The organism is Rhodococcus sp. PSi06 (assembly GCF_054960675.1).
Window position 1 is genome coordinate 48,552 of sequence record NZ_JBHNYO010000006.1, and the last position, 21,004, is coordinate 69,555.

General features: G+C 64.0%; 19 protein-coding genes and 1 riboswitch. Of the genes, 10 read left to right on the top strand and 9 right to left on the bottom strand.

Annotated features, from left to right (window positions below; all coding sequences use genetic code 11):
* The first annotated feature begins 4 nt into the window (after positions 1–4).
* The gene (locus tag ACFI9K_RS09695) at positions 5–979 is read left to right on the top strand and encodes a carbohydrate kinase family protein (RefSeq protein ID WP_462663296.1); all 975 of its coding nucleotides are present in this window, start codon (positions 5–7) and stop codon (positions 977–979) included.
* Positions 980–1,021: 42 nt separating this feature from the next.
* Here ACFI9K_RS09695 and asnB read toward each other — a convergent pair whose 3' ends face one another.
* The gene (asnB, locus tag ACFI9K_RS09700) at positions 1,022–2,950 is read right to left on the bottom strand and encodes an asparagine synthase (glutamine-hydrolyzing) (RefSeq protein WP_462663297.1); all 1,929 of its coding nucleotides are present in this window, start codon (positions 2,948–2,950) and stop codon (positions 1,022–1,024) included.
* Between the two features lie 224 nt (positions 2,951–3,174).
* Here asnB and ctaC point away from each other — a divergent pair, with 224 nt between their 5' ends.
* Together ctaC and ACFI9K_RS09710 are read left to right on the top strand one after the other, a co-directional pair.
* A complete protein-coding gene (gene ctaC / locus ACFI9K_RS09705) occupies positions 3,175–4,254 on the top strand; it encodes an aa3-type cytochrome oxidase subunit II (RefSeq protein WP_462663449.1) in 1,080 nt (359 codons plus the stop codon).
* Between the two features lie 18 nt (positions 4,255–4,272).
* On the top strand, positions 4,273–4,689 hold the full coding sequence (locus ACFI9K_RS09710; RefSeq protein WP_462663298.1) for a cytochrome c oxidase subunit 4: 417 nt from the start codon (positions 4,273–4,275) through the stop codon (positions 4,687–4,689).
* 410 nt (positions 4,690–5,099) lie between these two features.
* Here ACFI9K_RS09710 and ACFI9K_RS09715 read toward each other — a convergent pair whose 3' ends face one another.
* The 5 genes from ACFI9K_RS09715 to ctaE all read right to left on the bottom strand — a co-directional run bounded on the left by ACFI9K_RS09715 (position 5,100) and on the right by ctaE (position 10,102).
* Positions 5,100–5,375 (bottom strand): helix-turn-helix domain-containing protein, encoded by a 276-nt coding sequence (locus ACFI9K_RS09715; protein WP_462663299.1) that lies wholly within the window; start codon positions 5,373–5,375, stop codon positions 5,100–5,102.
* Between the two features lie 224 nt (positions 5,376–5,599).
* Complete coding sequence (gene qcrB / locus ACFI9K_RS09720; protein ID WP_462663300.1) at positions 5,600–7,387, bottom strand: cytochrome bc1 complex cytochrome b subunit; 1,788 nt, start codon at positions 7,385–7,387, stop codon at positions 5,600–5,602.
* Entirely contained in the window at positions 7,384–8,562 is a 1,179-nt protein-coding gene (qcrA, locus tag ACFI9K_RS09725) for a cytochrome bc1 complex Rieske iron-sulfur subunit (RefSeq protein WP_462663301.1), read from the bottom strand. Before qcrA ends, qcrB begins: the two co-directional genes overlap by 4 nt.
* A complete protein-coding gene (qcrC, locus tag ACFI9K_RS09730) occupies positions 8,559–9,407 on the bottom strand; it encodes a cytochrome bc1 complex diheme cytochrome c subunit (RefSeq protein WP_462663302.1) in 849 nt (282 codons plus the stop codon). The genes qcrA and qcrC overlap by 4 nt, the downstream gene beginning before the upstream one ends.
* Positions 9,408–9,490: 83 nt before the next feature.
* Complete coding sequence (ctaE, locus tag ACFI9K_RS09735) at positions 9,491–10,102, bottom strand: aa3-type cytochrome oxidase subunit III (RefSeq protein WP_057476090.1); 612 nt, start codon at positions 10,100–10,102, stop codon at positions 9,491–9,493.
* 151 nt (positions 10,103–10,253) lie between these two features.
* Here ctaE and ACFI9K_RS09740 point away from each other — a divergent pair, with 151 nt between their 5' ends.
* Both ACFI9K_RS09740 and trpD read left to right on the top strand, forming a co-directional pair.
* Positions 10,254–10,730: a hypothetical protein gene (locus tag ACFI9K_RS09740; RefSeq protein ID WP_462663303.1), complete on the top strand. Its 477-nt coding sequence runs from the start codon at positions 10,254–10,256 to the stop codon at positions 10,728–10,730.
* 50 nt (positions 10,731–10,780) lie between these two features.
* Positions 10,781–11,842 carry an anthranilate phosphoribosyltransferase gene (gene trpD, locus ACFI9K_RS09745; RefSeq protein ID WP_462663304.1) on the top strand — a complete coding sequence of 354 codons (1,062 nt, stop codon included), beginning with the start codon at positions 10,781–10,783 and terminating at the stop codon, positions 11,840–11,842.
* Between the two features lie 24 nt (positions 11,843–11,866).
* Here the strand turns inward: trpD and ACFI9K_RS09750 are convergent, their stop codons facing one another.
* A complete protein-coding gene (locus tag ACFI9K_RS09750; RefSeq protein ID WP_462663305.1) occupies positions 11,867–12,142 on the bottom strand; it encodes an Lrp/AsnC family transcriptional regulator in 276 nt (91 codons plus the stop codon).
* Between the two features lie 110 nt (positions 12,143–12,252).
* Entirely contained in the window at positions 12,253–13,968 is a 1,716-nt protein-coding gene (locus ACFI9K_RS09755; protein WP_462663306.1) for a DEDD exonuclease domain-containing protein, read from the bottom strand.
* A gap of 229 nt (positions 13,969–14,197) precedes the next feature.
* On the opposite strand from ACFI9K_RS09755, the gene ACFI9K_RS09760 reads away from it, so the two are divergent.
* The 5 genes from ACFI9K_RS09760 to ACFI9K_RS09780 all read left to right on the top strand — a co-directional run bounded on the left by ACFI9K_RS09760 (position 14,198) and on the right by ACFI9K_RS09780 (position 19,170).
* A complete protein-coding gene (locus tag ACFI9K_RS09760) occupies positions 14,198–14,422 on the top strand; it encodes a hypothetical protein (protein ID WP_462663307.1) in 225 nt (74 codons plus the stop codon).
* A 115-nt stretch (positions 14,423–14,537) separates the two neighbouring features.
* A riboswitch (cyclic di-AMP (ydaO/yuaA leader) is annotated at positions 14,538–14,700 on the top strand.
* A 16-nt stretch (positions 14,701–14,716) separates the two neighbouring features.
* Positions 14,717–15,271, top strand: coding sequence for a C40 family peptidase (locus tag ACFI9K_RS09765; protein WP_462663308.1), 555 nt, complete (start codon positions 14,717–14,719; stop codon positions 15,269–15,271).
* A gap of 321 nt (positions 15,272–15,592) precedes the next feature.
* A complete protein-coding gene (locus ACFI9K_RS09770; RefSeq protein WP_462663309.1) occupies positions 15,593–16,654 on the top strand; it encodes a C40 family peptidase in 1,062 nt (353 codons plus the stop codon).
* Between the two features lie 30 nt (positions 16,655–16,684).
* Positions 16,685–18,022: a hypothetical protein gene (locus ACFI9K_RS09775; RefSeq protein WP_462663310.1), complete on the top strand. Its 1,338-nt coding sequence runs from the start codon at positions 16,685–16,687 to the stop codon at positions 18,020–18,022.
* A gap of 23 nt (positions 18,023–18,045) precedes the next feature.
* The gene (locus ACFI9K_RS09780) at positions 18,046–19,170 is read left to right on the top strand and encodes a glycosyltransferase family 4 protein (RefSeq protein ID WP_462663311.1); all 1,125 of its coding nucleotides are present in this window, start codon (positions 18,046–18,048) and stop codon (positions 19,168–19,170) included.
* A gap of 25 nt (positions 19,171–19,195) precedes the next feature.
* Here the strand turns inward: ACFI9K_RS09780 and ACFI9K_RS09785 are convergent, their stop codons facing one another.
* The gene (locus ACFI9K_RS09785) at positions 19,196–20,998 is read right to left on the bottom strand and encodes an AMP-dependent synthetase/ligase (protein WP_462663312.1); all 1,803 of its coding nucleotides are present in this window, start codon (positions 20,996–20,998) and stop codon (positions 19,196–19,198) included.
* Positions 20,999–21,004 lie beyond the last annotated feature (6 nt).

Sequence of the window (21,004 nt, forward strand, 5' to 3'; positions counted from 1 at the left end):
CTTCGTGACTCTCGCGGTATCCGGCTCGATAGCGACCGACCATCTGATGCGATTCTCCGGACGGTTCGCCGAGCAGATCGTCGCCGACCAGCTCTCGAACATCTCGTTGAGCTTTTTGGTGGACGACCTGGTCATCCGTAAGGGAGGGGTGGGCGGCAACATCGCCTACGCACTCGGAGTCCTCGGCGGATCGCCGCTGCTCGTGGGAGCCGTCGGATCCGACTTCGCCGAATATCGCAGCTGGCTCGAGGACCACGGCGTCGACTGCAGTGGCGTGAGCGTCTCCGCCACCGCACACACCGCGCGTTTCGTGTGCACCACGGACCAGGACATGGCTCAGATCGCGTCGTTCTATCCCGGTGCCATGAGCGAAGCACGAGATATCTCCATCTCGGCTCTGGCTGCGCAGCACGAGCTCGACCTGGTGCTCATCGGTGCCAACGATCCCGACGCGATGACGGCCCACACAGCGCAGTGCCGCGCCGCCGGAATCCCGTTCGCGGCCGACCCGTCCCAGCAGCTCGCTCGACTCGACGGTGAGCAGGCAATGGAGATGATCGACGGTGCCGCTTACCTGTTCACCAACGAATACGAATGGGCGCTGCTCAAGCAGAAGACCGGCCTGTCCGATGCCGACATCGCCGACAAGGTGGATCTTCGGGTCACCACGTTGGGCAAGCGGGGCGTCGACATCGTCACCAAGAGCGGCGAGCACACCCACATCGGTGTCGTGCCGGAGACGAGCAAGGTCGATCCGACGGGTGTCGGAGACGGTTTCCGGGCAGGCTTTCTGACCGCGCATCTGGCCGGCGCGAGTATCGAGCGTGCCGCGCAGTTGGGTTCTCTCGTCGCCGTTCTGGTTCTCGAGACCACCGGCACTCAGGAGTGGAGCCTGAACCGCGACGACGCTATCAAGCGTCTGGGCGCGGCGTACGGCACCGAGGCGGGCGACGAGATCGGCGCGATGCTGCCCGCATGAAGCCGCAGCTTCCCGCCCCGGTGGGGGCGGGAAGACGTCGGTTCAGATGTTGACCGGGTACTCGGGTTCGGCAATCTGCGGCACGATGCGCTTCTCGACGAAGATTCCGTGCCAGACCATGAAGATCAGCAAGGTCCAGAGCCGGCGGCTGTGATCGGACTTGCCTGCACGGTGGTCGTCGAGCATGGCGATGATGGCGGGTTTGTTCAGCAGGTGATCGGTCTGCGAGTCCGCTATCTGCTGGTGTGCCCAATCGAAGAGCTCGGTGCCGCGTAGCCAATGGCGCAACGGCACCGGGAATCCCAGTTTTGCGCGATGCAGTACGTGACCGGGAATGATCCCTTCCAGGGCCTGTCGAAGTGCGTACTTGGTGGTGGTCTTGGTGATCTTCTGTTCGAGCGGCAGTTTCTCGGCTACCCGGTAGACCTCCGAGTCGAGAAACGGAACTCGCAGTTCGAGCGAATTCGCCATGGTGATCTTGTCGGCCTTGACGAGGATGTCGCCGCGCAACCACGTGAACAGATCCAGGTGCTGCATGCGAGCCACCGGATCCCATCCCTGCGACTGCGCGTATATCGGCGCAGTGACGTCCTGGTGGGTCCATTCAGGGCGGAATTCGCGCAGCACGGATCGCAGCTGAGCATCGTTGAAGCTGCGGGCGTTTCCGTAGTACCGCTCTTCGAGGGTCATCGACCCACGGTTCAGCAGGCTCTTTCCGCGCGTGCCTTCCGGAATGCGCTCGCTCAACGAGCCGGCAGCGCGCCTGAGGAATGCAGGCAGCGACTCGAACGGCTTCAGTGACAGCGGCTCGCGATAGATGGTGTACCCGCCGAACAACTCGTCCGCCCCTTCGCCGGACAGCACGACCTTCACGTGCTTGCGCGCCTCTTTGGCGACGAAATACAGGGGTACGAGGGCCGGATCCGCCACCGGATCGTCCAGATACCAGACGATCTCGGGGATGGATGCCGCGAACTCCTCCGGCCCGACGACCTTGACGATGTGACGTGCACCGATGGCGGCCGCAGACTCCGCAGCCACGTCGACCTCGGAATAGCCCTCACGCTCGAAGCCGGTGGTGAACGTGATCAGATCGGGATTGTGTCGAATTGCCAGCGCGGCGATGGCCGTCGAATCGATGCCGCCGGAGAGAAACGAACCGACGGTCACATCGGCGCGCATGTGCTTGGCGACCGAGTCTTCCAGCGCCTCGGCGATCTCCTGGTAACGGGCCTTCTCGCTGCCGGGCGCGAAGGGGCGGACCGGGAACGTGGGCGTGAAGTATCGAGTGACCTTCGGTGCGGTGTTGGGGGAGAGGGTGGCGTAGCAGCCGGATTCGAGCCGTCGGATCCCCGCGTGGAGAGTTTCGGGCTCAGGGACGTACTGGAGCACCGTGTAATGCTCGATGGCCCGCGGGTCGAGATCGAGATCGACTCCCAGCACCTCCATCAGCTCGAGGACGCTCTTCTTCTCACTGCCGAACGCGGTTCCGCCCGGGCCCGTGGCGTAGAACAGCGGCTTGATGCCGAAGGGATCGCGTGCGATGAACATCTCGCGAGTCTCGGTATCCCAGATGGTGAAGGCGAACATGCCGCGCAGTCGCTGCACCGCGGCAGCGCCCCAGTAGTGGAATGCCGCGACGATCGATTCGCTGTCACCTTCGGTCGCGAATTCGGCCCCGTGATCGCGCGCCAACTCTGCACGCAGCTCGAGGTAGTTGTAGATCTCGCCGTTGAAGACGAGCGCGTACCGGTTCGGAGATTCGGGCGGACCCCATCGCATCGGCTGATGCGAGTGCTCGATGTCGATGAAGGACAACCGATTGAACCCATAAACCACGTCGTCGTCGTGCCAGGTGCCGCCGGGCTCGTCCGGGCCTCGGTGGCGCATGCAGTGGGTGGCCGATTTCACCAGTTCGACTCCGGCGGCGGTCGTTCCGTGGGATGTGAGTACTCCGAGCAGTCCACACACAGCGTCTGCTACCTCTTCTCGCAGTTGGGGACAGTGCAGGGGGCCTGATCTCCGCGAGTGTCGTCAGCGGGACAGTAGGTCAGGAACCGAGTATGCCGCAGACACGCACGAACATCGGTAACGACCCGAGGGTGGTCCCCGGCCGGCTTTGGTCTACGCTGCGTAGTACTAGGGCATCTCCATGTGGAAGCCCTTATTCTTCAGTGGTGGGCAATCAGGAAGGCGTGAACGTGGCGCATAGTCGGATCCTTCGGCGAGCGGGGCTGACAGCATTTCTCGGTGTAGCCGCGTTGATGCTGTCGGGCTGTTCCATCAGCAGTGACAACGTACTCAATTTCGGCTTCGCCTCCGGCGTCACGCCGCAGGGAAAGCGCATCGGTGACCTGTGGACCTGGTCGGTCATCGCCGCCCTGGTCATGGGCATCGTGGTGTGGGTCCTGATCTTCTGGGTGGTGCTCTTCCACCGTAAGAAGAAGAGCTCGCCGGAGTTCCCCCGCCAGACCGCGTACAACGTTCCGCTCGAGCTGTTCTACACGGCCGTGCCGTTCGTCATCATCGCCGTCCTGTTCTACTTCACCGTCGTGGTGCAGAACTACGTCGACGAGAAGCAAGCAGATCCCGACGTACAGGTCGACGTCACCGCCTACCAGTGGAACTGGAAGTTCGGATACCGAACCATCGACCTCAAGGACGGTGCCGCCAAGTACGAGGGCACCGACGAAGAGGAGCAGGCGGCCGCGGAAGCCGCAGCTACTCCGGGCGAAGGTGCCGAAGGCAGCGAGGACGGCGAGTTCGTTCCCGGAGCAATCCACGGAGCAATCCCGCAGGATCTGTCCTACCTGCACTACAACAAGATCGAAACCGTCGGATCGAGCGCCGAGATTCCGGTACTCGTGCTGCCCACCGGCAAGCGCATCGAGTTCGTGCTCGCGTCCTCCGACGTGATCCACGGCTTCTGGGTTCCCGAGTTCTTGTTCAAGCGTGACGTCATGCCGAACCCCGAAGAGAACCACTCCGACAACGTGTTCCAGATCAGCGAGATCGAACGCGAAGGATCGTTCGTCGGTCGGTGCACCGAAATGTGTGGCACCTTCCACTCGATGATGAACTTCGAGGTTCGCGCGGTGTCACCGGACAAGTTCGAGCGGTACATCGAATCGCGTAAGCCGGTGTCCGAGGGTGGCGAAGCACTCACCAACGCGCAGGCGCTCGAAGCCATCGGTGAGAGCCCACTCGCAACGAGTACCTCCCCGTTCGAGACCGATCGCACCGTCCGTACCGCCACCGTCGCCGAAGGCAACTGACCAAGGAAGCATGCTGATATGAAAATCGAAGCCAAGATCTTCGAGATCCTGACTGTTTTCTTCCTCCTGGTCGGCATCGTGTACGCGTTGTTCACGGGCCTGAGCCGTACGGGCGTGGAGTGGGCCGGCGTCACCGCGATCTTCCTGTCTGTCGGTCTGACGTTGATCGTCGGCACGTACTTCCGGTTCGTTGCCCGACGCCTCGACACCCGTCCGGAGGACTTCGACGACGCCGAGGTCAGCGACGGTGCAGGGGATCTGGGCTTTTTCAGCCCCGGCAGCTTCTGGCCGATCGTGCTGGCAGGCGCTGCCTCCATCACAGCCCTGGGATTCGTGTTCTTCCAGCCATGGTTGATCGCCCTGGGAGTGGTGTGCGTCATCGGAGCAGCCGCAGGATTGGTGTTCGAGTACCACCTCGGTGCCGAACGCCACTGATCTCCACAGCTACGAAAAGGGCCCCGATCGTTCGCGAGAACGATCGGGGCCCTTTCCGTCTGTGTCTGTGTCCGGGTTTGTGTGAGGGAGTGGGCCTGGCGGGCCTCAGAGACCGCAGGGTGCCGCGGAGGACTCGGTGCAGCGCAACCAGACTCCACTGCACCGCAGCAGGCTCACTGCACCGCAGCAGACTCCACTGCACCGCAGCAGGCTCACTGCACCGCTGAGGCCGACGGTGCGCGCTGGGTGGTGACGGTGCGCGGCTAGTTGGCGACGATGCGCGCTAGGTGGTGACAGTGCGCGTCAGGCACCGACATGACCCTAGAGCGGCCGACAGTCGAACGATGCGTGCGCGCCGGGAAAGTGCCGTGCTTTTCGATATCGTTCTGCGGAATGCGCAGTGGCACGTATCAGGAGGCGTCGGCCTCGGAGTGCCCGGAAGCCGAGTCCGATGTCGAATCGGCCACGGCGTCCAGTGAAACGTTCAGAGCCTCGCACAGTGCGGCAACGGTGAAGAACGCAGGAGTCGGTATGCGTCCGGTCTCGATCTTTCTGAGCGTCTCTACCGAGATCCCGGCGGTGTCGGCGACGTCGCTCATGGTGCGGCTGCCTCGGTGGCGTCGTAGAGCTGCGCCGAGCCTGGCACCGCGAGCGAGTTCGCCGGGGGTGAGGGGAATGCGGACCATGAGCCGATAGTAATACCGGTACGGCCGATCGACGCGATCGGTGGCGAGCGCACCGGACACAGCTCCACGAGGACGAGAGTTCGTGGAGGGCGGCACCGAGGCCGGGGGAGGGGAGCGGTGCCTCGGGCGAGCCACATGGTCTCGAACCCGATCGGGTCGGTGGAGAACGCAAAGAAGGGCGGCACCGTTGCCGGTGCCGCCCTTCTTCGATGCTGTGTCAGATGTCAGTGATCTCTGTCGCTGTCCTGACGACCCGACGTGATGGCAGCGTCTTCGTGACCGTTGCCGTTTGAGTGACCATTGGAATGGCCGTTGCCGTTGGCATGTCCGTTCGAGTGACCATTGCCATTGGAATGGCCGTTGCCGTTCGAGTGACCGTTGCCGTTCGAGCCGTTGCCGAGAATTCCCGCCTGGTAGTTGCGGAGCATCGCGAGCTGCTCGTGTTCGCCCTTGTGCAGTGCATCTTCGAGTGCCTTGCTCTGCGCCACAGGGTCCGGGGTGAACAACGATCCCGAGCCGGGCTTACCGGCCGAGCCGAGCTTGTTCATCTTCTTCGGTACCGGCGCGCCCTGGTAGTCGAGGGGAATCGGATGTCCGTGATCGTCGACCGGTCCGAGCGGCTGGTGGATTTCCACGTACTGGCCGTGCGGGAGTCGCTTGATGATTCCGGTTTCGATTCCGTGCTCGAGCACAGCCCGGTCGCTTCGCTGCAGACCGATGCAGAACCGGTAGGCAACGAAGTAGGCGATCGGAGGCAGGATCAGGACGCCGATGCGACCGATCCATGTCATGGCGTTGAGCGAGATGTCGAACTTGTACGCAATCAGGTCGTTGACGCAGGACAGCGTCAGGACGACGTAGAACGCGATGGCCATCGCGCCGATGGCCGTACGGACCGGCACGTCGCGGGGACGCTGCAGCAAGTTGTGATGCGCAGTGTCACCGGTGAGGCGCTTTTCGATCCACGGGTAGACGATCATGACCGCGAACACGAGACCCATGATCATTGCCACCCAGAACGCGGCCGGGATGGTGTAACGACCGGCGATGTAGATGTCCCATGCGGGGAAGAGTCGAGCCAGACCGTCGGTCCACATCATGTAGAAGTCGGGCTGCGAACCTGCCGACACCTGCGACGGATTGTATGGGCCGAGGTTCCAGATCGGGTTGATCTGGAGCAAACCACCCATTGCAGCCAGAACACCGAAGGTCACGGCGAAGAATGCACCGGACTTGACCGCGAACACCGGCAGAATACGAACGCCGACGACGTTCTTCTCGGTGCGTCCCGGTCCGGGGAACTGAGTGTGCTTCTGGTACCAGACCAGCGCGAGGTGAGCTGCAATCAACGCCAGGATGATCGCGGGAAGTAGCAGCACGTGGGCTACGTACAGGCGAGGGATGATGATGGTCCCCGGGAAGTCGCCGTCGAAGATCAGCCAGTGCATCCAGGTGCCCACGATCGGGATGCTCATCGTGATACCGGAGAAGGCGGCGCGAAGACCGGTGCCCGAGAGCAGGTCGTCGGGGAGGGAGTATCCGAAGAAGCCCTCGAACATCGCCAGGATCAGCAGCAAGCAGCCGATGACCCAGTTGGCCTCGCGGGGACGACGGAACGCACCTGTGAAGAAGATACGGGCCATGTGCACGATGATCGACGCGGCGAACATCAGTGCCGCCCAGTGGTGAATCTGTCGCATGAACAGACCGCCGCGGACCTCGAACGTGATGTCGAGGGCAGTGGCGTACGCACGCGACATGGTCACGCCGTTGAGGGGGGTGTACGAGCCCTGGTATACGACCTCGCTGAGCGACGGATCGAAGAACAGGGTGAGGAAAACGCCGGAGATCAGCAGGATCACGAAGCTGTACAGCGCGATCTCACCGAGCAGGAAGGACCAGTGGGTGGGAAACACCTTGTTGATCTGACGGCGCAATCCTGGTGCCAAGTGATAACGACTGTCGACGTCGTCGGCCTGCTTGGCTGCGAGGGTTTGCAGTGAAGGGCTCATGAATCACGCTCCGGTTTACGTTCCCAGAAGGCGGGACCCAGTGGTTCCTTGAAATCGGCTCGTGCCACTAGATATCCCTCCTCGTTGACAGTGATGGGAAGCTGGGGCAGCGCGCGCGCGGCCGGTCCGAAGATCGGCTTGCCGTACTCGAGCGCGTTGAACTGCGACTGATGACAAGGGCAGAGAATGCGGTTTGTCTGCTGCTCGAACAACGATGTCGGGCAACCCAGGTGCGTGCATATCTTGGAGTAGGCGTAGTAATCGCCGTAGTTGTAGCTCTCCTGGCCTTTGCGTTTGATGACCGTGCTCGCGGCATCGGGACGCAAGCGGATGAGCATGACGGCGTTGCGGATTCCACGCAGGGACGTGAGCAGTTCGTGTTCGCTCTCGCGGTCCGCTTCGCGGAACGGAAATACGGTCTCCATGGCACCAGCGTCCAAGTCCTCGGGCCGAACGAGAACGACATCTTCCGGTCGCCCGGTGTCTCGTCGGAGGTAGATGGTCTCCCCATCGTACCGAGGAGTCCAGCCGGATACCCACAACGGAGAATCTTCGCCCTTGGCCCACGGGTTCTTGATCAGGCCGCCGAGCGGCAGCAATGCCATGACACCGAGTGCGCCGCCGCCGAAGAAGAGTGAGCGCTTGATCACCTTGCGGCGACCGATGGTCGACGTGTCGAGAGAGTCGCCCAGTTCTGCGACCAAGGTCTTTCGGTCGGTCTCCGACGAACTTCCGTCGTGACGGTCCTGGATGGAGACCTCTTCGGGAATGAACTTCTTGGTGAACTGCACGGCACCGACGCCCACTGCGAGGATCGCCAGGCCCATCGTGCCGCCGATGAGGGGCGTGTACAGCGAGTAGAGGTGGTAGTTTTCGTCACCGATTCCGGCGTACTGCCACGGCCAGAACAGGTAGACCGCGATGAATGCGACGGCAGAAAGACCTGCGATGGCGAACCAGATCGCTACGCTGCGCTCGGCACGCTTCTCGGCGCGCGTTCCCTCGACCGCCCAGCGGTTGCGACGAAACGCAACGTCGACGCCGTCGAGATTGGTGCCCAGTTCGACCAGCTGGTCGCGGCTCAGCGCACCCAGTTCCTCGTCGGTGTACTTCTTGTCGGCATCCACACCACTGGTGTTCGCCGCGTCCTTGCGGCCGGAATCACCGTCGCTCATGACCTTGCTCCGATCCACAATGTTGCGCCGACGACAGCGGCGATTCCGACAACCCACAGCGCGATCGCCTCGGTACCGGGACCGAAGCCCGCCAGGCCCCAACCGCCGGCAGCTTTGGTCTCCTGAGCCGACTTGACGTACGCGATGATGTCGGACTTCTCCTCGAGCGTCAGCTGACGATCGGAGAACTTCGGCATGTTCTGCGGACCGGTGACCATCGCGGTGTAGATCTGCTGCTCGTTGGCAGGACCGAGGTCCGGAGCGAACTTGCCGGAGGACAGGGCACCGCCCTGACCGGTGAAGTTGTGGCAGGACGCGCAGTTCAGACGAAAGAGCTCGCTGCCGCGGGCCACGTCGTCGCCGACCAGTGACTCCTGAGCAACCTCGCCGTTGTCGTCGAGGATGACGGTGGGGCCACCGCCGTTGGCCTGAATGTAGGCACCGAGGGCGTCGACCTGCTTGTCGTCGAACTTCGGCGGCTTGCGGAGCGCCTGGGCCTCGTTACGAACAGCGGGCATGCGGCCGCTCGACACCTGGAAGTAGACAGCTGCTTCGCCGACGCCGATGAGGCTCGGTCCGCGGTCCTGAACACCCTGCAGGTTGGCACCGTGGCACGTCACGCAGGACGTGTCGTACAACTGCTTGCCTTCGCGAATCAGCGCAGCCGAGTCGGTGTCGGCCGTGGCGACCTGCGGAGTCGGAGTGAGGGCCGAAGCAAGGAAGCCGGCGCTCAGAAGGCCCATCATCAGAACGAGAGCACCTGTGATGCGACGGCGCGTCTTACGCTGCCGTCGCGTCTTGGCGGCGGTTTTGTCGACGGATGCTGCTGGGGGAGATGTACTCATCTTCTATCCCTTGTCGTGTCGGGACGGGCCGAACGTCGGGGGCTGAATCCGTTCGTTCGTTATCTTTGGCGTGCTGACTGTCACTAGCGGATGAAGTAAATCGTCGCGAACAGGGCAATCCAGACGATGTCGACGAAGTGCCAGTAATACGAGACGACGATTGCGGCGGTGGCCTGCGCAGGCGTGAACTTACTGACCAGCGTTCTGGTGATCAGGAAGACGAAGGCGATGAGTCCGCCGATGACGTGGAGTCCGTGGAAGCCGGTCGTGATGTAGAAGACCGATCCGTACACGCTGCTCGACAACGTCGTGCCCTCGTGCACCAGGTGGTAGTACTCGTACGCCTGGCCGGACACGAAGAACGCGCCCATTGCCAGCGTGACGATGTACCAGCGCCGCAGACCGAACACGTCGCCGCGCTCGGCAGCGAACACGCCCAGCTGGCACGTGAACGAGGAAGCGATCAGCACGGCCGTCACCGGAACGGCCAAACCGAGGTTCAGCTCGGTCGGCTCCGGCGGCCAGTTTCCGTTCGCCTGCGCGCGTGCGACGAAGTACATCGCAAACAGCCCGGCGAAGAACATGAGTTCACTCGACAGCCACACGATCGTGCCGACGCTGACCATATTGGGACGGTTCAGCGAGTGCACGCGTTGGGTGATTGCCGATCCTTGAGTCCCTACTGCGCTCGTCACAGAAAGAAGTATGACCCGTCGTAGTACGGAAGGCATATCCGGGTCCGCTCTGGGCGCGTCGCAACACAACGAATCCGAATGCGCTGTGGTTCCCGTCCAGGTGGGAGGCCCTGTACGGGCCGGTAGGGTCCAGTCGTGCAAGGCTGGCCTCATGGCAAAGAGCAGTGCAGGTGGGTGGTTTCGAAGGTTGTTCTCGCGGTCGAAAGCGGAACGTCTGGACCCCACGCGCGATGATCTGGTGATAGTGGCGAGTTGCTTCGACGACGCACAGGCGTGCTCGGCCGTCCTCGACGACGCGGCGCGAACCCCGCCGGTGTGGACGGAGGCGTCGGAAGTGCTGCTTCGGCACCATCTGCTGCTGCCGGCGCACGAAGTGGACGACGCGGCCGCGGTCGCCGCCCAGGACGACTACGAAGTGGGTCCGGCGGCCGAAGTGCCGGACGTCGACGGATATCGCCCACAGGTCGACGGCGGAGTTCCCTTGGTTCTGCAGCGTGTGCAGGTGCTGGACGCGCTGCATTGCTCGCAGGAGCGATCGCGAATGGCCGGCCTCGCCCAACGCCGGGGTGGAGCCGTGCTCGGCTGGGACGCACTGCAGCCGGCCGAGCCCGACCCGGCCTCTGGCTAAGATTCCACCGCCCCATGTCCGTCGCCACGGACCGACGAACGGATCCAGCCATGAACGCACCGACCACTGACGAGCAGCCGCGAACCTGGCGTCGAATCCTGGGTGCGCTCAGCACTGGTACCGATCTGTCCAGCGCCGACACCGGCTGGGCGATGGACGAGATCATGGCCGACAACGCGACAGCGGCACAGATCGCGGCGTTCGGGGTTGCTCTCCGAATGAAGGGTCCCACCCCGGCGGAAGTGAGCGGGCTGGCCGAGTCCATGCTGGCCCACGCGGTGCTGGTGGACACCGATACCGATGCCGTCGATGTCGTGGGCACCGGAGGCGACGGCGCCGACACCGTCAACATCTCCACGATGGCGGCGATCGTTGTTGCCGCCAGCGGAATACGAGTGGTCAAACACGGTAACCGCGCAGCGTCGTCCAAGAGTGGCACCACCGATGTGCTCGAGGCGTTGGGTGTCCGGGTCACTCTGGGGGCCGATGCCGTGGCGTCGAGCGTCGAACAGGTGGGAATCGGGTTCTGCTTCGCGCCGATCCATCACCCCGCGCTTCGCTTCGCGGCGGCCCCGCGCAAGGAGATCGGCATCCCGACGGTGTTCAACGTGCTTGGTCCACTGACCAACCCGGGCCGCCCACGCGCAGGCCTGATCGGCTGTGCCTTCGAAAGTTTGGCTCCGGTGATGGCCGACGTGTTCGCCGGCCGAGGCAGTTCGGTGCTCGTCGTGCGGGGCGACGACGGACTGGACGAGATCACGCTGTCCACCACCACCACCGTGCACGTGGTGGCCGACGGCTCGGTGACCGTCGAATCGATCGATCCGGTGGACTTCGGAATCGACCGGGCACCGATCGAGGCGCTCAAAGGTGGCGACGCGGAATTCAATGCCGCAGTGGCGCATCGCGTGTTTGCGGGCGAGCACGGACCCGTACGCGACGCCGTATTGCTCAATGCCGCCGCGGCTATGGCCGCTCACCAGGGCGTCTCGGGAAACCTGCACGAGCGGATGGAAGCCGGATTGGTAACTGCGGCAACGGTTGTCGACAACGGTTCCGCTGCACGCCTACTCGCCGACTGGGCTCGCTGCACCACCGCTCTCGCCGGCTGACGAACAACGCCTTTCTGGGCGCCCCTATTCGCCGATCGAAAATCCTGCGTCGACGTCGGCGCTCGAATACGACTGGAACGCAATATGAGTCGTGGTGTTCTTCACTCCACGCACCCGGTTGATGTGCTGGGTGATCACCTCGGCAATCGAGGCATGATCGCGGACTTTTACGATCGCAATCAGATCGACGTCGCCGGCGCAGGAGTAGACCTCCGAGACGCCGTCGACATCGGCAACGGCCTGCGCTGCCTCCGGAATCAGATCGGCCTCGGCGTCGATCAAGACGATGGCATTGATCATCTGTGCTCCTCATGCGTCCCGAGCCCGATATCCGACGAGCCTCACCAGAACTCTAGTTCCGCGGGCTCCACTCCTGCCTCAAGGGTCGTTCCGCGGGCTCCACTCCCGCCCTAAGGGTTGTTCCGCGGGCTCCACTCCTGTCGCGCGGCTTCTCTCGCCGTTCGACACCACTCCTCCCAAGAGCCCGCCGAGCGTGCCGGACTGCAGTAGCCGCTGCTCGTTCGGACGATGCGGACTCCCTCGGTGCGTAGCCAGGACGCGATGAGGCCTACCTCTTCCGGGGGCGCGCCTCGCAGCGGTGTCATGTCGGGTATCACCGTCTCGGCGGACGCGGTGATGGCGTCGACCACCGGCATGGGGTGCACTCCGCGTGGCGCAACCGCAGCTCCTGCCAGTCGACCGAATCGCACCACGATCAATTCCCAGCCGCCGTCCACGGTCCGCCGCGCCGCCACGAGTTCGGCTATCGCGGCGACCGCCGCCGATCGATGCATTCTACGTAGCGCGTCCACGGTGATTGCGATCCGGTCGCGCAGGCGCGCCGCGGTCTCGTAGAGCTCCCTGTCCGCGAGTTCGGCGACTCGCCGACGCATCGAGTACAGGATCGCATCGTCCTGGCCGCACACGAGCGCAAGAAACTGCGTGGGTGCACTTGAGTACTCCTCGGCCGTCAACGGACCGGAGAAGGCCGCTGGGCACCCGCCGACGTCCGTTGCCGGGCAGTCGTCGCCGTGCCGAAGCGATCGAGCCAGCCGGCGAGTGCACGTACGCAGACGACAGAACTCGGCCACGAGTGCGGAAGCCTCCGCGGCGTCACCGCGAACCGAGAACGGCCCGAGACTGTTGGGCGTCGGCGTGCGGACTATCGACAGACGTGGAAATGCCTCATCGGTAAGGGTGATCCACCAACCCTTCTTGGGAAACTTGGAACGGCGGTTGTACGGAGGGATGTGCGCGGAGAGCAGCCGCAGTTCTCGGACACCGGCTTCGAGTGCGTGCGCGCACTCGACGTGATCCACGCGGGTGGCCAGAGAGACCATCTCCTTCATGCGGCCCCTGGTCTCCGAACCGGTGAAATAGTTGCGCACCCGGCGTTTGAGGTTGTTCGAGGTGCCGACGTAGAGCACCTCGTCGGACGGTCCGCGGAAGAGATAGACGCCGGGCGTGCCGGGCAGGTGAGCGGCCAGGCCGCGTTTGGCGCGCTGGCCGGCGGACACTGCGGGAAGGTAGTCGACCAGTTCGGCGTAACTGTGCACGCCCTGATTTCCCACTCGTTCGATGAGGCCGTGCAGCACGTCCACCGTCGCACGAGCGTCGTCGAGCGCGCGGTGGGTGGGCCGAGTGCCTGATCGGAACAGGGTGGACAGCGCCGAGAGTTTGACCGATGGTGCCTCGTCGCGCGTGAGAACTCGTCGAGCCAGCTTGACGGTGCACAGCACCTGAAACCGGGGCCACACGATGTCGAGTCGACTGGCTGCGGCTTTGAGGAAGCCGGTGTCGAAGCCTGCGTTGTGGGCCACCAACACCGAGCCTCGGGCGAACTCGAGGAATCCGGGCAGGACGCGCTCGATTCGAGGCGCGCCGATCAGCATTGCCGACGTGATGCCGGTGAGTTCGACGATGTACGGCGGAATGGACCTACCGGGATCCACGAGGGTGGCGAACTCGCCGAGGATTTCACCTCCGCGAACCTTGACTGCTCCGATCTCGGTGATGGCCTCGGTATCCGCGCTGCCCCCGGTGGTTTCGAGGTCGACGACGACGAACGTGGTGTCGTGCAGTGGGGTGTCCAGTTCGTCGAACGACAGCTGGATGGGCAGGCTCACGCGGACGACGGTAGGTCCGACCCCCGACAAGAACTCGGATTGCTCGATTGCACCCGGACCGTGTCGTCGTACCCCGTCCGTGACGGTTCACGAAACCTGTCGGTGGCGGGCGCTACCTTTCGCTCGATCGGCCGATTCGGCCGCCGGAAACAACAAAGAGACGAGGATCACAATGATCATCGACTGCAGTGATTGCCTTGTCCGTGACATCGCCTGTGCAGACTGCGTCGTGACCGTGCTTCTGGGGCCGCCGGGAATGCCGTCGAGATCGGACGGACGATGGGTCGGACCACCCGCGCCGATCACGCTCGAGCAGGAAGAACTCGGTGCTATGGGGGTACTCGCGGATGTCGGTCTGGTGCCCGCGCTCAAGCTCGTGACGAACGAGGACGACGCCGACGGAGTTCCGTCGTTACCGACTCGTGACACACCGGGGGATCAGCGCGCCGGTTAGCGAATTTCGGGCCGATTTCCGATGCTTCGGCGCGTTGGGGTCGACACAGGGGTATGCCATTTCGTAACCTTCCTGAGACCTTGCGGAGTCTCGCCAGTCCAAACCGGAGTGGCGTCGCAAGTCACCGCCTAATCGTTCACTCGCGAGAGTGTTCGTACCGGGAACCCGATATCTACTGGGGTGAATCCCGCTGAGCCACGCACAGTGGCCGGTGGGTAGGGCTGCTCTTCCCAGCCCGAACCCGTCAGCTAACTCGGTCGGCGGACGATAGGAAGAAACGGAGCACCATCTTTCGTGGCGTCACAACTTTCCAACCGATCATTGCGACGAGTACTCGTAGCCGGAGCGCTCACGGCAGGCGTGGTCATTCTTCCCGCTGCACCCGCAATGGCGGCCCCCCTCACCATTCCCGGCGTCGGAACTTTCGAGATTCCTGACATCCCGGGCCTCCCTCCCCTCAACATTCCGGGCCTGCCCGCTCCGGGTGCGGCGATTGCGCCCCAGGTCACGCCCGCGGCCAAGGCTGTTCAGGCTGCAGAGTCCAAGATCGGCGCTCCGTACGTGTACGGCGCATCGGGCCCGGATTCCTTCGACTGCTCGGGCCTCGTCCAGTGGGCGTACAAGCAGGCCGGCATCAGCCTTCCTCGCACGAGCTACGACCAGGCTGCCGCAGGCACCCCGGTCTCGCGCGACAGCTTGGCCCCCGGTGACGTCGTCTCGTTCTACGGTGGCTCGCACTCGGGCATCTACGTCGGCAACGGCAACGTCGTGCACGCGTCCACGTCCGGCGTGCCGGTCAAGGTCGCTCCGCTTGCCTCGATGCCGTTCGATGGTGCTCGTCGTTACTGATTCGACCAGATCTGATTCGAGCAGCAGACGTCTGCTGTGATCGACCGACAGGGTCGGGCCGCACACCGGCCCGGCCCTGTCGTCGTTGTCCGGGCACCGTGCAGACGACATGCCGGTACGGTGGACAGCAAGGGCCGTCTTTCGTAATCTGATCGAGACCTGGTCGACGTTTATTCTGTGATCTATCACCGACGAACCCCTTCGATTTCAGACGGTGTTCACGTCCGTGCCGGCATGAGCATGGGTATGGTTCGTTTCGGACTTCTTATCCAACCGCCGCCTCGTGAAGGCGGCAGAACGAAGGACGGAGAGTCGCTTTTCGTGGCGAAATCGAGATCGAACCGAGGATGGCGGCTGGCCCGCAACTCGGTGGTTGCTGCCGCGTTGGCTGCTTGCATCGTCGTCGTGCCGACACAAACGGCCGGCGCTCAGCCGGGATTCGACTCGGCGTCCGACGCTCAGACCAAGCTCGCCGAGCTCTCCCGAGACTCCGAACAGACGAACGAGTCTCTGCACAACGCTCAGATCGACCTCGACGCCAAGACCGCGCAGCAACTCGATGCTCAGGCGGCCGTCGATAACAGCCGCGCTGCTCTCGACGCAGCGCAGGCGCAGTTGACCCAGCTCAAGCCGGCCATGGACAAGGTGGCCAACGTCAACTATCAAGGTGCACGGACGAATCGTCTGTTCGCTGTGATGGTCAGCGACTCACCTCAGCAACTGCTCGATCAGATGTCGGCGCTCGATGTGATCTCGGCGGAGACGGCCGGTCAAGTAGCCCAATTCCAGCAGGCGAGTTCGGACGCTGCTGCGGCCGAGCAGGCGGCCACGACAGCCGCAGACCAAGCTCGAGTCGCGGCCGAGCAGGCCAAGGCAGTCAGTGACGATCTCCAAGCCAAGCAGAGCGAACTGCAGGGACAGATCGCCGAGGTGATGGCTGCCTACAGTGCGCTGTCGTCGTCCGAGCAGCTCGCGCTGGCCGGATCCTCCCTGCCCGACGGTTTCGATCCCACGACGATCCTGCAGAACTTGACGCCGGGGTCGGGTACCAGCGCACTGCAGGCCGGTCTGACGCAGATCGGCAAGCCGTACGTCTGGGGTGCCACGGGACCGGACGGCTTCGACTGTTCAGGGCTGGTGGTGTGGGCGTACAAGCAGGTGGGGAAGACGCTCCCTCGGTCCAGTCAGGCGCAGGCCGAAGGTGGGACACCGATCGACCAGAAAGATCTGCAGCCAGGGGACGTGGTGTTGTTCTATCCGGACGCCTCGCACGTGGGAATCTACGCCGGTAACGGAAACGTGTTGCATGCCTCCACATTCGGCGTTCCCGTCAAGGTGCAGTCGATGGCATCGTTCCCGTACTACGGGGCGCGTCGCTACTGAGGTGACCTTCGCTGACCGATCGATGCTCGTATGACGCGGCCGGTGCGGAACAGGTGGATTGCGGCCGTTCTCGTCGCCGTGGTGGCCATCTCGATCGTTGTGCTCCATCGAGCCGACAGCACCGAGACTTCGTCCGAGGGAGCTCGTGCCGAGACGTCCGAGCGTCAGACCCAACCGACCTACGATCAGCAGCGGCGAGCCGACGTGACCGTCCTGCTCGACCAGTGGGCGGGAGCGGTTCGGTCCGGTGATGTGGAAGCGCTGCAGGGTCTGATGGACCCGCGAGCCGATCCAGATTTCGTCGAGGCGCAACGTCGCCGGACAGCAGTCGTTCCGAGCGTGCCCTTCTCGGATTTCGGCTACGACCTGGGCGACGAACCGGAAACTCCGGTGCCGCCTTCGATCGCCGAATCTCTGAACGCCACAGACGTCTGGGCACCACCGGTGTATCTGCGTTACGCCGTGGACGGTCCCGACGCGTCGTCGACGCGTCGACCGGTCTCGCTAGTCGTCGCCGAGCGTGACGGACAGTGGAGGCTCGTCGACGACGCGGACCTGCCCGAATATCGACGCCACACGTGGCGTGGGCCGTGGGACTTCGGACCGTTGAACGTCTCTTCGGTGCCCACCGCGGCCGGGACTTCGGTGGTCATGGGGCATCCGGACCGGGAGCAGTTCGCCCGGAACCTTGCCGCCGAGCTTCCGTCGGCAATCGATGCAGTCACCGACTTCTGGGGAGACGACTGGGCGCGCGACGGTCTGGTGTTCGTTGCATCGTCCGCGGAGGAGTTCGGCGAGTTGACACGATCCGACCCGTCGACCGACGTGGCCGCGGTGACGGTGTCCGACGCGGTAGTTGCGGACGGCTCACGTCCGACCGGCCAACGGGTCGTCTTCGGTCCTGACGCCGCGGCGCGGTTGACTCCGTTCACCGTCCGGTCGGTACTTCGACACGAGTTGACCCATGTTGCGGCGAGGGCTCGTACGGCGGAAGGAACGGCGCTGTGGGTGGCGGAGGGGTTTGCCGACTACTCCGGCTATCGCAACTCCGGTGCCGATTTTGCCCGGCTTGCTCCGACCCTCACGGCGATCGTGAAGTCGGGTGGTCCGCCGTCGGTGTTGCCGAAGGACGAGGATTTCGGTGCCGGTGGGGCTCGGTCGAGTGTGGCCTACGAGTCGGCGTGGTCGGTGTTCGCCTTCGTGGCCGATCGGTACGGTGAGTCGACGTTGCGCCGCCTGTACGAGGCGCTGGCGTCTCGACCGATGTCCGACGATTCGATCGATTCGGCCTTCGCGTCGGTCCTCGGAACGGACCGCGCCCAGTTCGTCGCCTCGTGGGGTAACTGGGTGGCTGCCACGGTGCGCTGACGTCGGGCGCTACGGTTGACGCCATGCGTCGTACTCTGCTCGTGACGAACGACTTTCCACCTCGCCCGGGTGGAATCCAGTCCTACCTGCACAGTTTCGCCTCGCAACTGCCCGCGGACGAGCTCGTGGTGTATGCGCCGCGGTGGCGCGGTGACTCACACCGGAAATTCGACGCCCGGCAGCCGTTCGAGGTAGTCCGCCATCCGACGACACTGATGCTCCCGACTCCGCTCGTTGCGCGCCGCGCGGCTCGCATACTGAAGTCGCGTCGGTGCGATTCGGTGTGGTTCGGGGCATCGGCACCGTTGGCAGTGATGTCGTCGCACTTACGCAAGGCCGGGGCCGAGCGCATCGTGGCGAGTACCCACGGTCATGAGGTCGGCTGGTCGATGGTGCCGGGCGGGCGGGCGACCCTACGCACCATCGGCGAGAACACCGACGTGGTGACCTACGTCAGCAAATACACCCGGGGTCGATTCAGCTCGGCTTTCGGTCCGAACGCGGCGCTCGAGCACCTGCCGCCCGGAGTCGACACGGATCGCTTCGTCCCCGACGACGCCGCTCGAGCGGAACTTCGCGCGCGCTACGGCCTCGGCGACCGACCTACCGTGCTGTGTCTCTCGCGACTCGTGCCCCGAAAGGGACAGGACTTCTTGATCCGAGCGCTGCCGGGAATTCGTCGGGCCGTCGACGGTGCCGTTCTGGTGATCGTGGGAGGCGGGCCGTACGAGAACACTCTGCGCGAGCTGGTCCGAGCGACCGGAATGGAGCAGCACGTGGTGTTCACCGGTACGGTGCCGTCGGTCGAGCTGGCCGCTCATCACACCATCGCGGACGTGTTCGCAATGCCGAGCCGCACCCGTGGCGCGGGTCTCGACGTGGAGGGCCTCGGAATCGTCTATCTCGAAGCGTCGTCGTGTGGTGTGCCCGTCGTCGCCGGAACGTCCGGGGGTGCGCCGGAAGCTGTGCAGCACAACAAGACCGGGCTCGTGGTCGACGGAACGTCGGTCTCGGAGATCACCGACGCCATCGTGCGCATCCTGTCCGATCGCACGATGGCAACGCAGATGGGTAACGCCGGTCGCGCGTGGGTGGACGCCGAGTGGCGTTGGGACGTACTGACGGAAAAGCTGCGATCGTTGATCTAGCGTCCGTCTTTCCGATCGGCGCGCCTCAACGCGCGTAGATGGATTCGATCTCGTCGGCGTACGTCTTGGTGATGACGTTGCGCTTGAGCTTCATCGTCGGGGTCAGCTCGCCGCTTTCCTCCGAGAAGTCATGGGGGAGGAGTCGATATTTTTTGATGGACTCCGCATGCGAAACGGACCTGTTCGCGTCGGCGACGGCAGCATCGATCTCGGCAACGAGATCCGGATCCTTCTGCAGATCTGCCGCGGTGGCCTCGGAATCCTTGCCGTGCTCGGACTTCCAACGATCGAATGCCTCCGGGTCGAGGGTGATGAGCGCACCGATGAAGGGCTTCTGATCTCCCACGACAACGGCCTGACTGATCAGAGCGCCCGCCCGGAGCTGGTCTTCCAGGCCGGCCGGTGAGACGTTCTTACCGCCGGCGGTGACGATCAGTTCCTTCTTGCGACCGGAGATGGTGATGTAGCCGTCCTCGTCCACGCTGCCGAGATCGCCGGTGCGGAACCAGCCCTCGTCCAAAGATTCTGCCGTTGCGTCCTCGTTGCGCCAGTAGCCGTCGAACACGACAGGTCCGCGCAGTTGGATTTCTCCGTCGTCGGCGATGCGAACGGTGTTGCCGGGCAGAGGCCGCCCGACGCTACCCACTTTCTGAAACCCGATGGTGTTCACTGCGAACGCCGCAGTGGTTTCGGTCAGTCCGTAGCCCTCGTAGATGGTGACCCCGATGCCCCGGTAGAAGTGGCCGAGCCGGCTACCGAGGGGAGCGCCACCGGAGATGGCGAGTTCGCACTTGCCCCCGAGCGCGTCGCGTAGCTTGCCGTACACCAGCTTGTCGAACACGGCGTGCTTGGCGCGCAACACGATTCCGGGACCACCGGTGTCCTGGGCTTCGCTCCACGCCACCGCGCACTCGGTGGCCGCGTCGAAAATCTTACCCTTGCCGTCGGAGTGGGCCTTCTGCTTCGCGGTGTTGAAGACCTTCTCGAAGACGCGCGGCACCGACAGGATGAAGTCCGGTCGAAAGGTTCCGAATGTCGCGACCAGGTTCGGGATGTCGTGGGTGTGGCCGACCGTGACCCCGGCGTCGAACGACGCGATGCTCACCGCTCGGGCCAGGACGTGCGCGAGAGGAAGGAACATCAGGGTGCTTCGGCCCTGCGTCATCAACGATTTCAGAGACGTCTCGCGAATGCCGAGCGACTCCGCGAGGAGATTGGCGTGGGTCAGCTGGACGCCTTTGGGGCGACCGGTGGTACCCGAGGTGTAGATCAAGGTTGCCGGGTCGGCAGAGCTCAGTGCCGAAACTCGTTGATGCACCGAGTCTTCGGTGACATCTGCTCCGCCGTCGATCAGTTCCTGCACCGCGCCGGTGTCGGCCGACTCGATGACGAACGTCCGACGCACCGACTGCGCCGCTGCCACGACGTCCTTCGTCTCCTGCACGTGCTGCTCGTTCTCGAGAACGAGCAACACCGGCTCGGCGTCTTCGAGAATCCACTCGACCTGCCCGGCGGAGGAAGTCTCGTAGATCGGTACGGTCACCCCGCCCGCGGCCCAGATCGCGTAGTCGATGACGGACCACTCGAATCGCGTCGACGACATCAGCGCAACTCGGTCGCCCTGTTCGATGCCTGCGGCGATGAGTCCACGCGCAACTCCCACGACCAGCTGCTCGAATTCGCCCGCGGTGACGTCGGTCCATCGGCCGTCGACGAGGCGGCGGAACACGACGGCGTCGGGCGTGTTGCGCGCGCGGAGGAACACGGTGTCGACAGCCGAGTCGGTGTCTTCGATGACGTATTTTGCGGCGGCGGTGAACTCGCGCACGGGATT

Bases quoted from the DNA above. Each gene is read 5' to 3' on its own strand.
- ACFI9K_RS09750 (WP_462663305.1), bottom strand. From the start codon at position 12,142: ATGATCAATGCCATCGTCTTGATCGACGCCGAGGCCGATCTGATTCCG.
- ACFI9K_RS09740 (WP_462663303.1), top strand. From the start codon at position 10,254: ATGGCAAAGAGCAGTGCAGGTGGGTGGTTTCGAAGGTTGTTCTCGCGG.
- ACFI9K_RS09715 (WP_462663299.1), bottom strand. From the start codon at position 5,375: ATGGTCCGCATTCCCCTCACCCCCGGCGAACTCGCTCGCGGTGCCAGG.
- ACFI9K_RS09710 (WP_462663298.1), top strand. From the start codon at position 4,273: ATGAAAATCGAAGCCAAGATCTTCGAGATCCTGACTGTTTTCTTCCTC.
- qcrC (WP_462663302.1), bottom strand. From the start codon at position 9,407: ATGAGTACATCTCCCCCAGCAGCATCCGTCGACAAAACCGCCGCCAAG.
- trpD (WP_462663304.1), top strand. From the start codon at position 10,781: ATGAACGCACCGACCACTGACGAGCAGCCGCGAACCTGGCGTCGAATC.
- ACFI9K_RS09780 (WP_462663311.1), top strand. From the start codon at position 18,046: ATGCGTCGTACTCTGCTCGTGACGAACGACTTTCCACCTCGCCCGGGT.
- qcrB (WP_462663300.1), bottom strand. From the start codon at position 7,387: ATGAGCCCTTCACTGCAAACCCTCGCAGCCAAGCAGGCCGACGACGTC.
- ACFI9K_RS09775 (WP_462663310.1), top strand. From the start codon at position 16,685: ATGACGCGGCCGGTGCGGAACAGGTGGATTGCGGCCGTTCTCGTCGCC.
- qcrA (WP_462663301.1), bottom strand. From the start codon at position 8,562: ATGAGCGACGGTGATTCCGGCCGCAAGGACGCGGCGAACACCAGTGGT.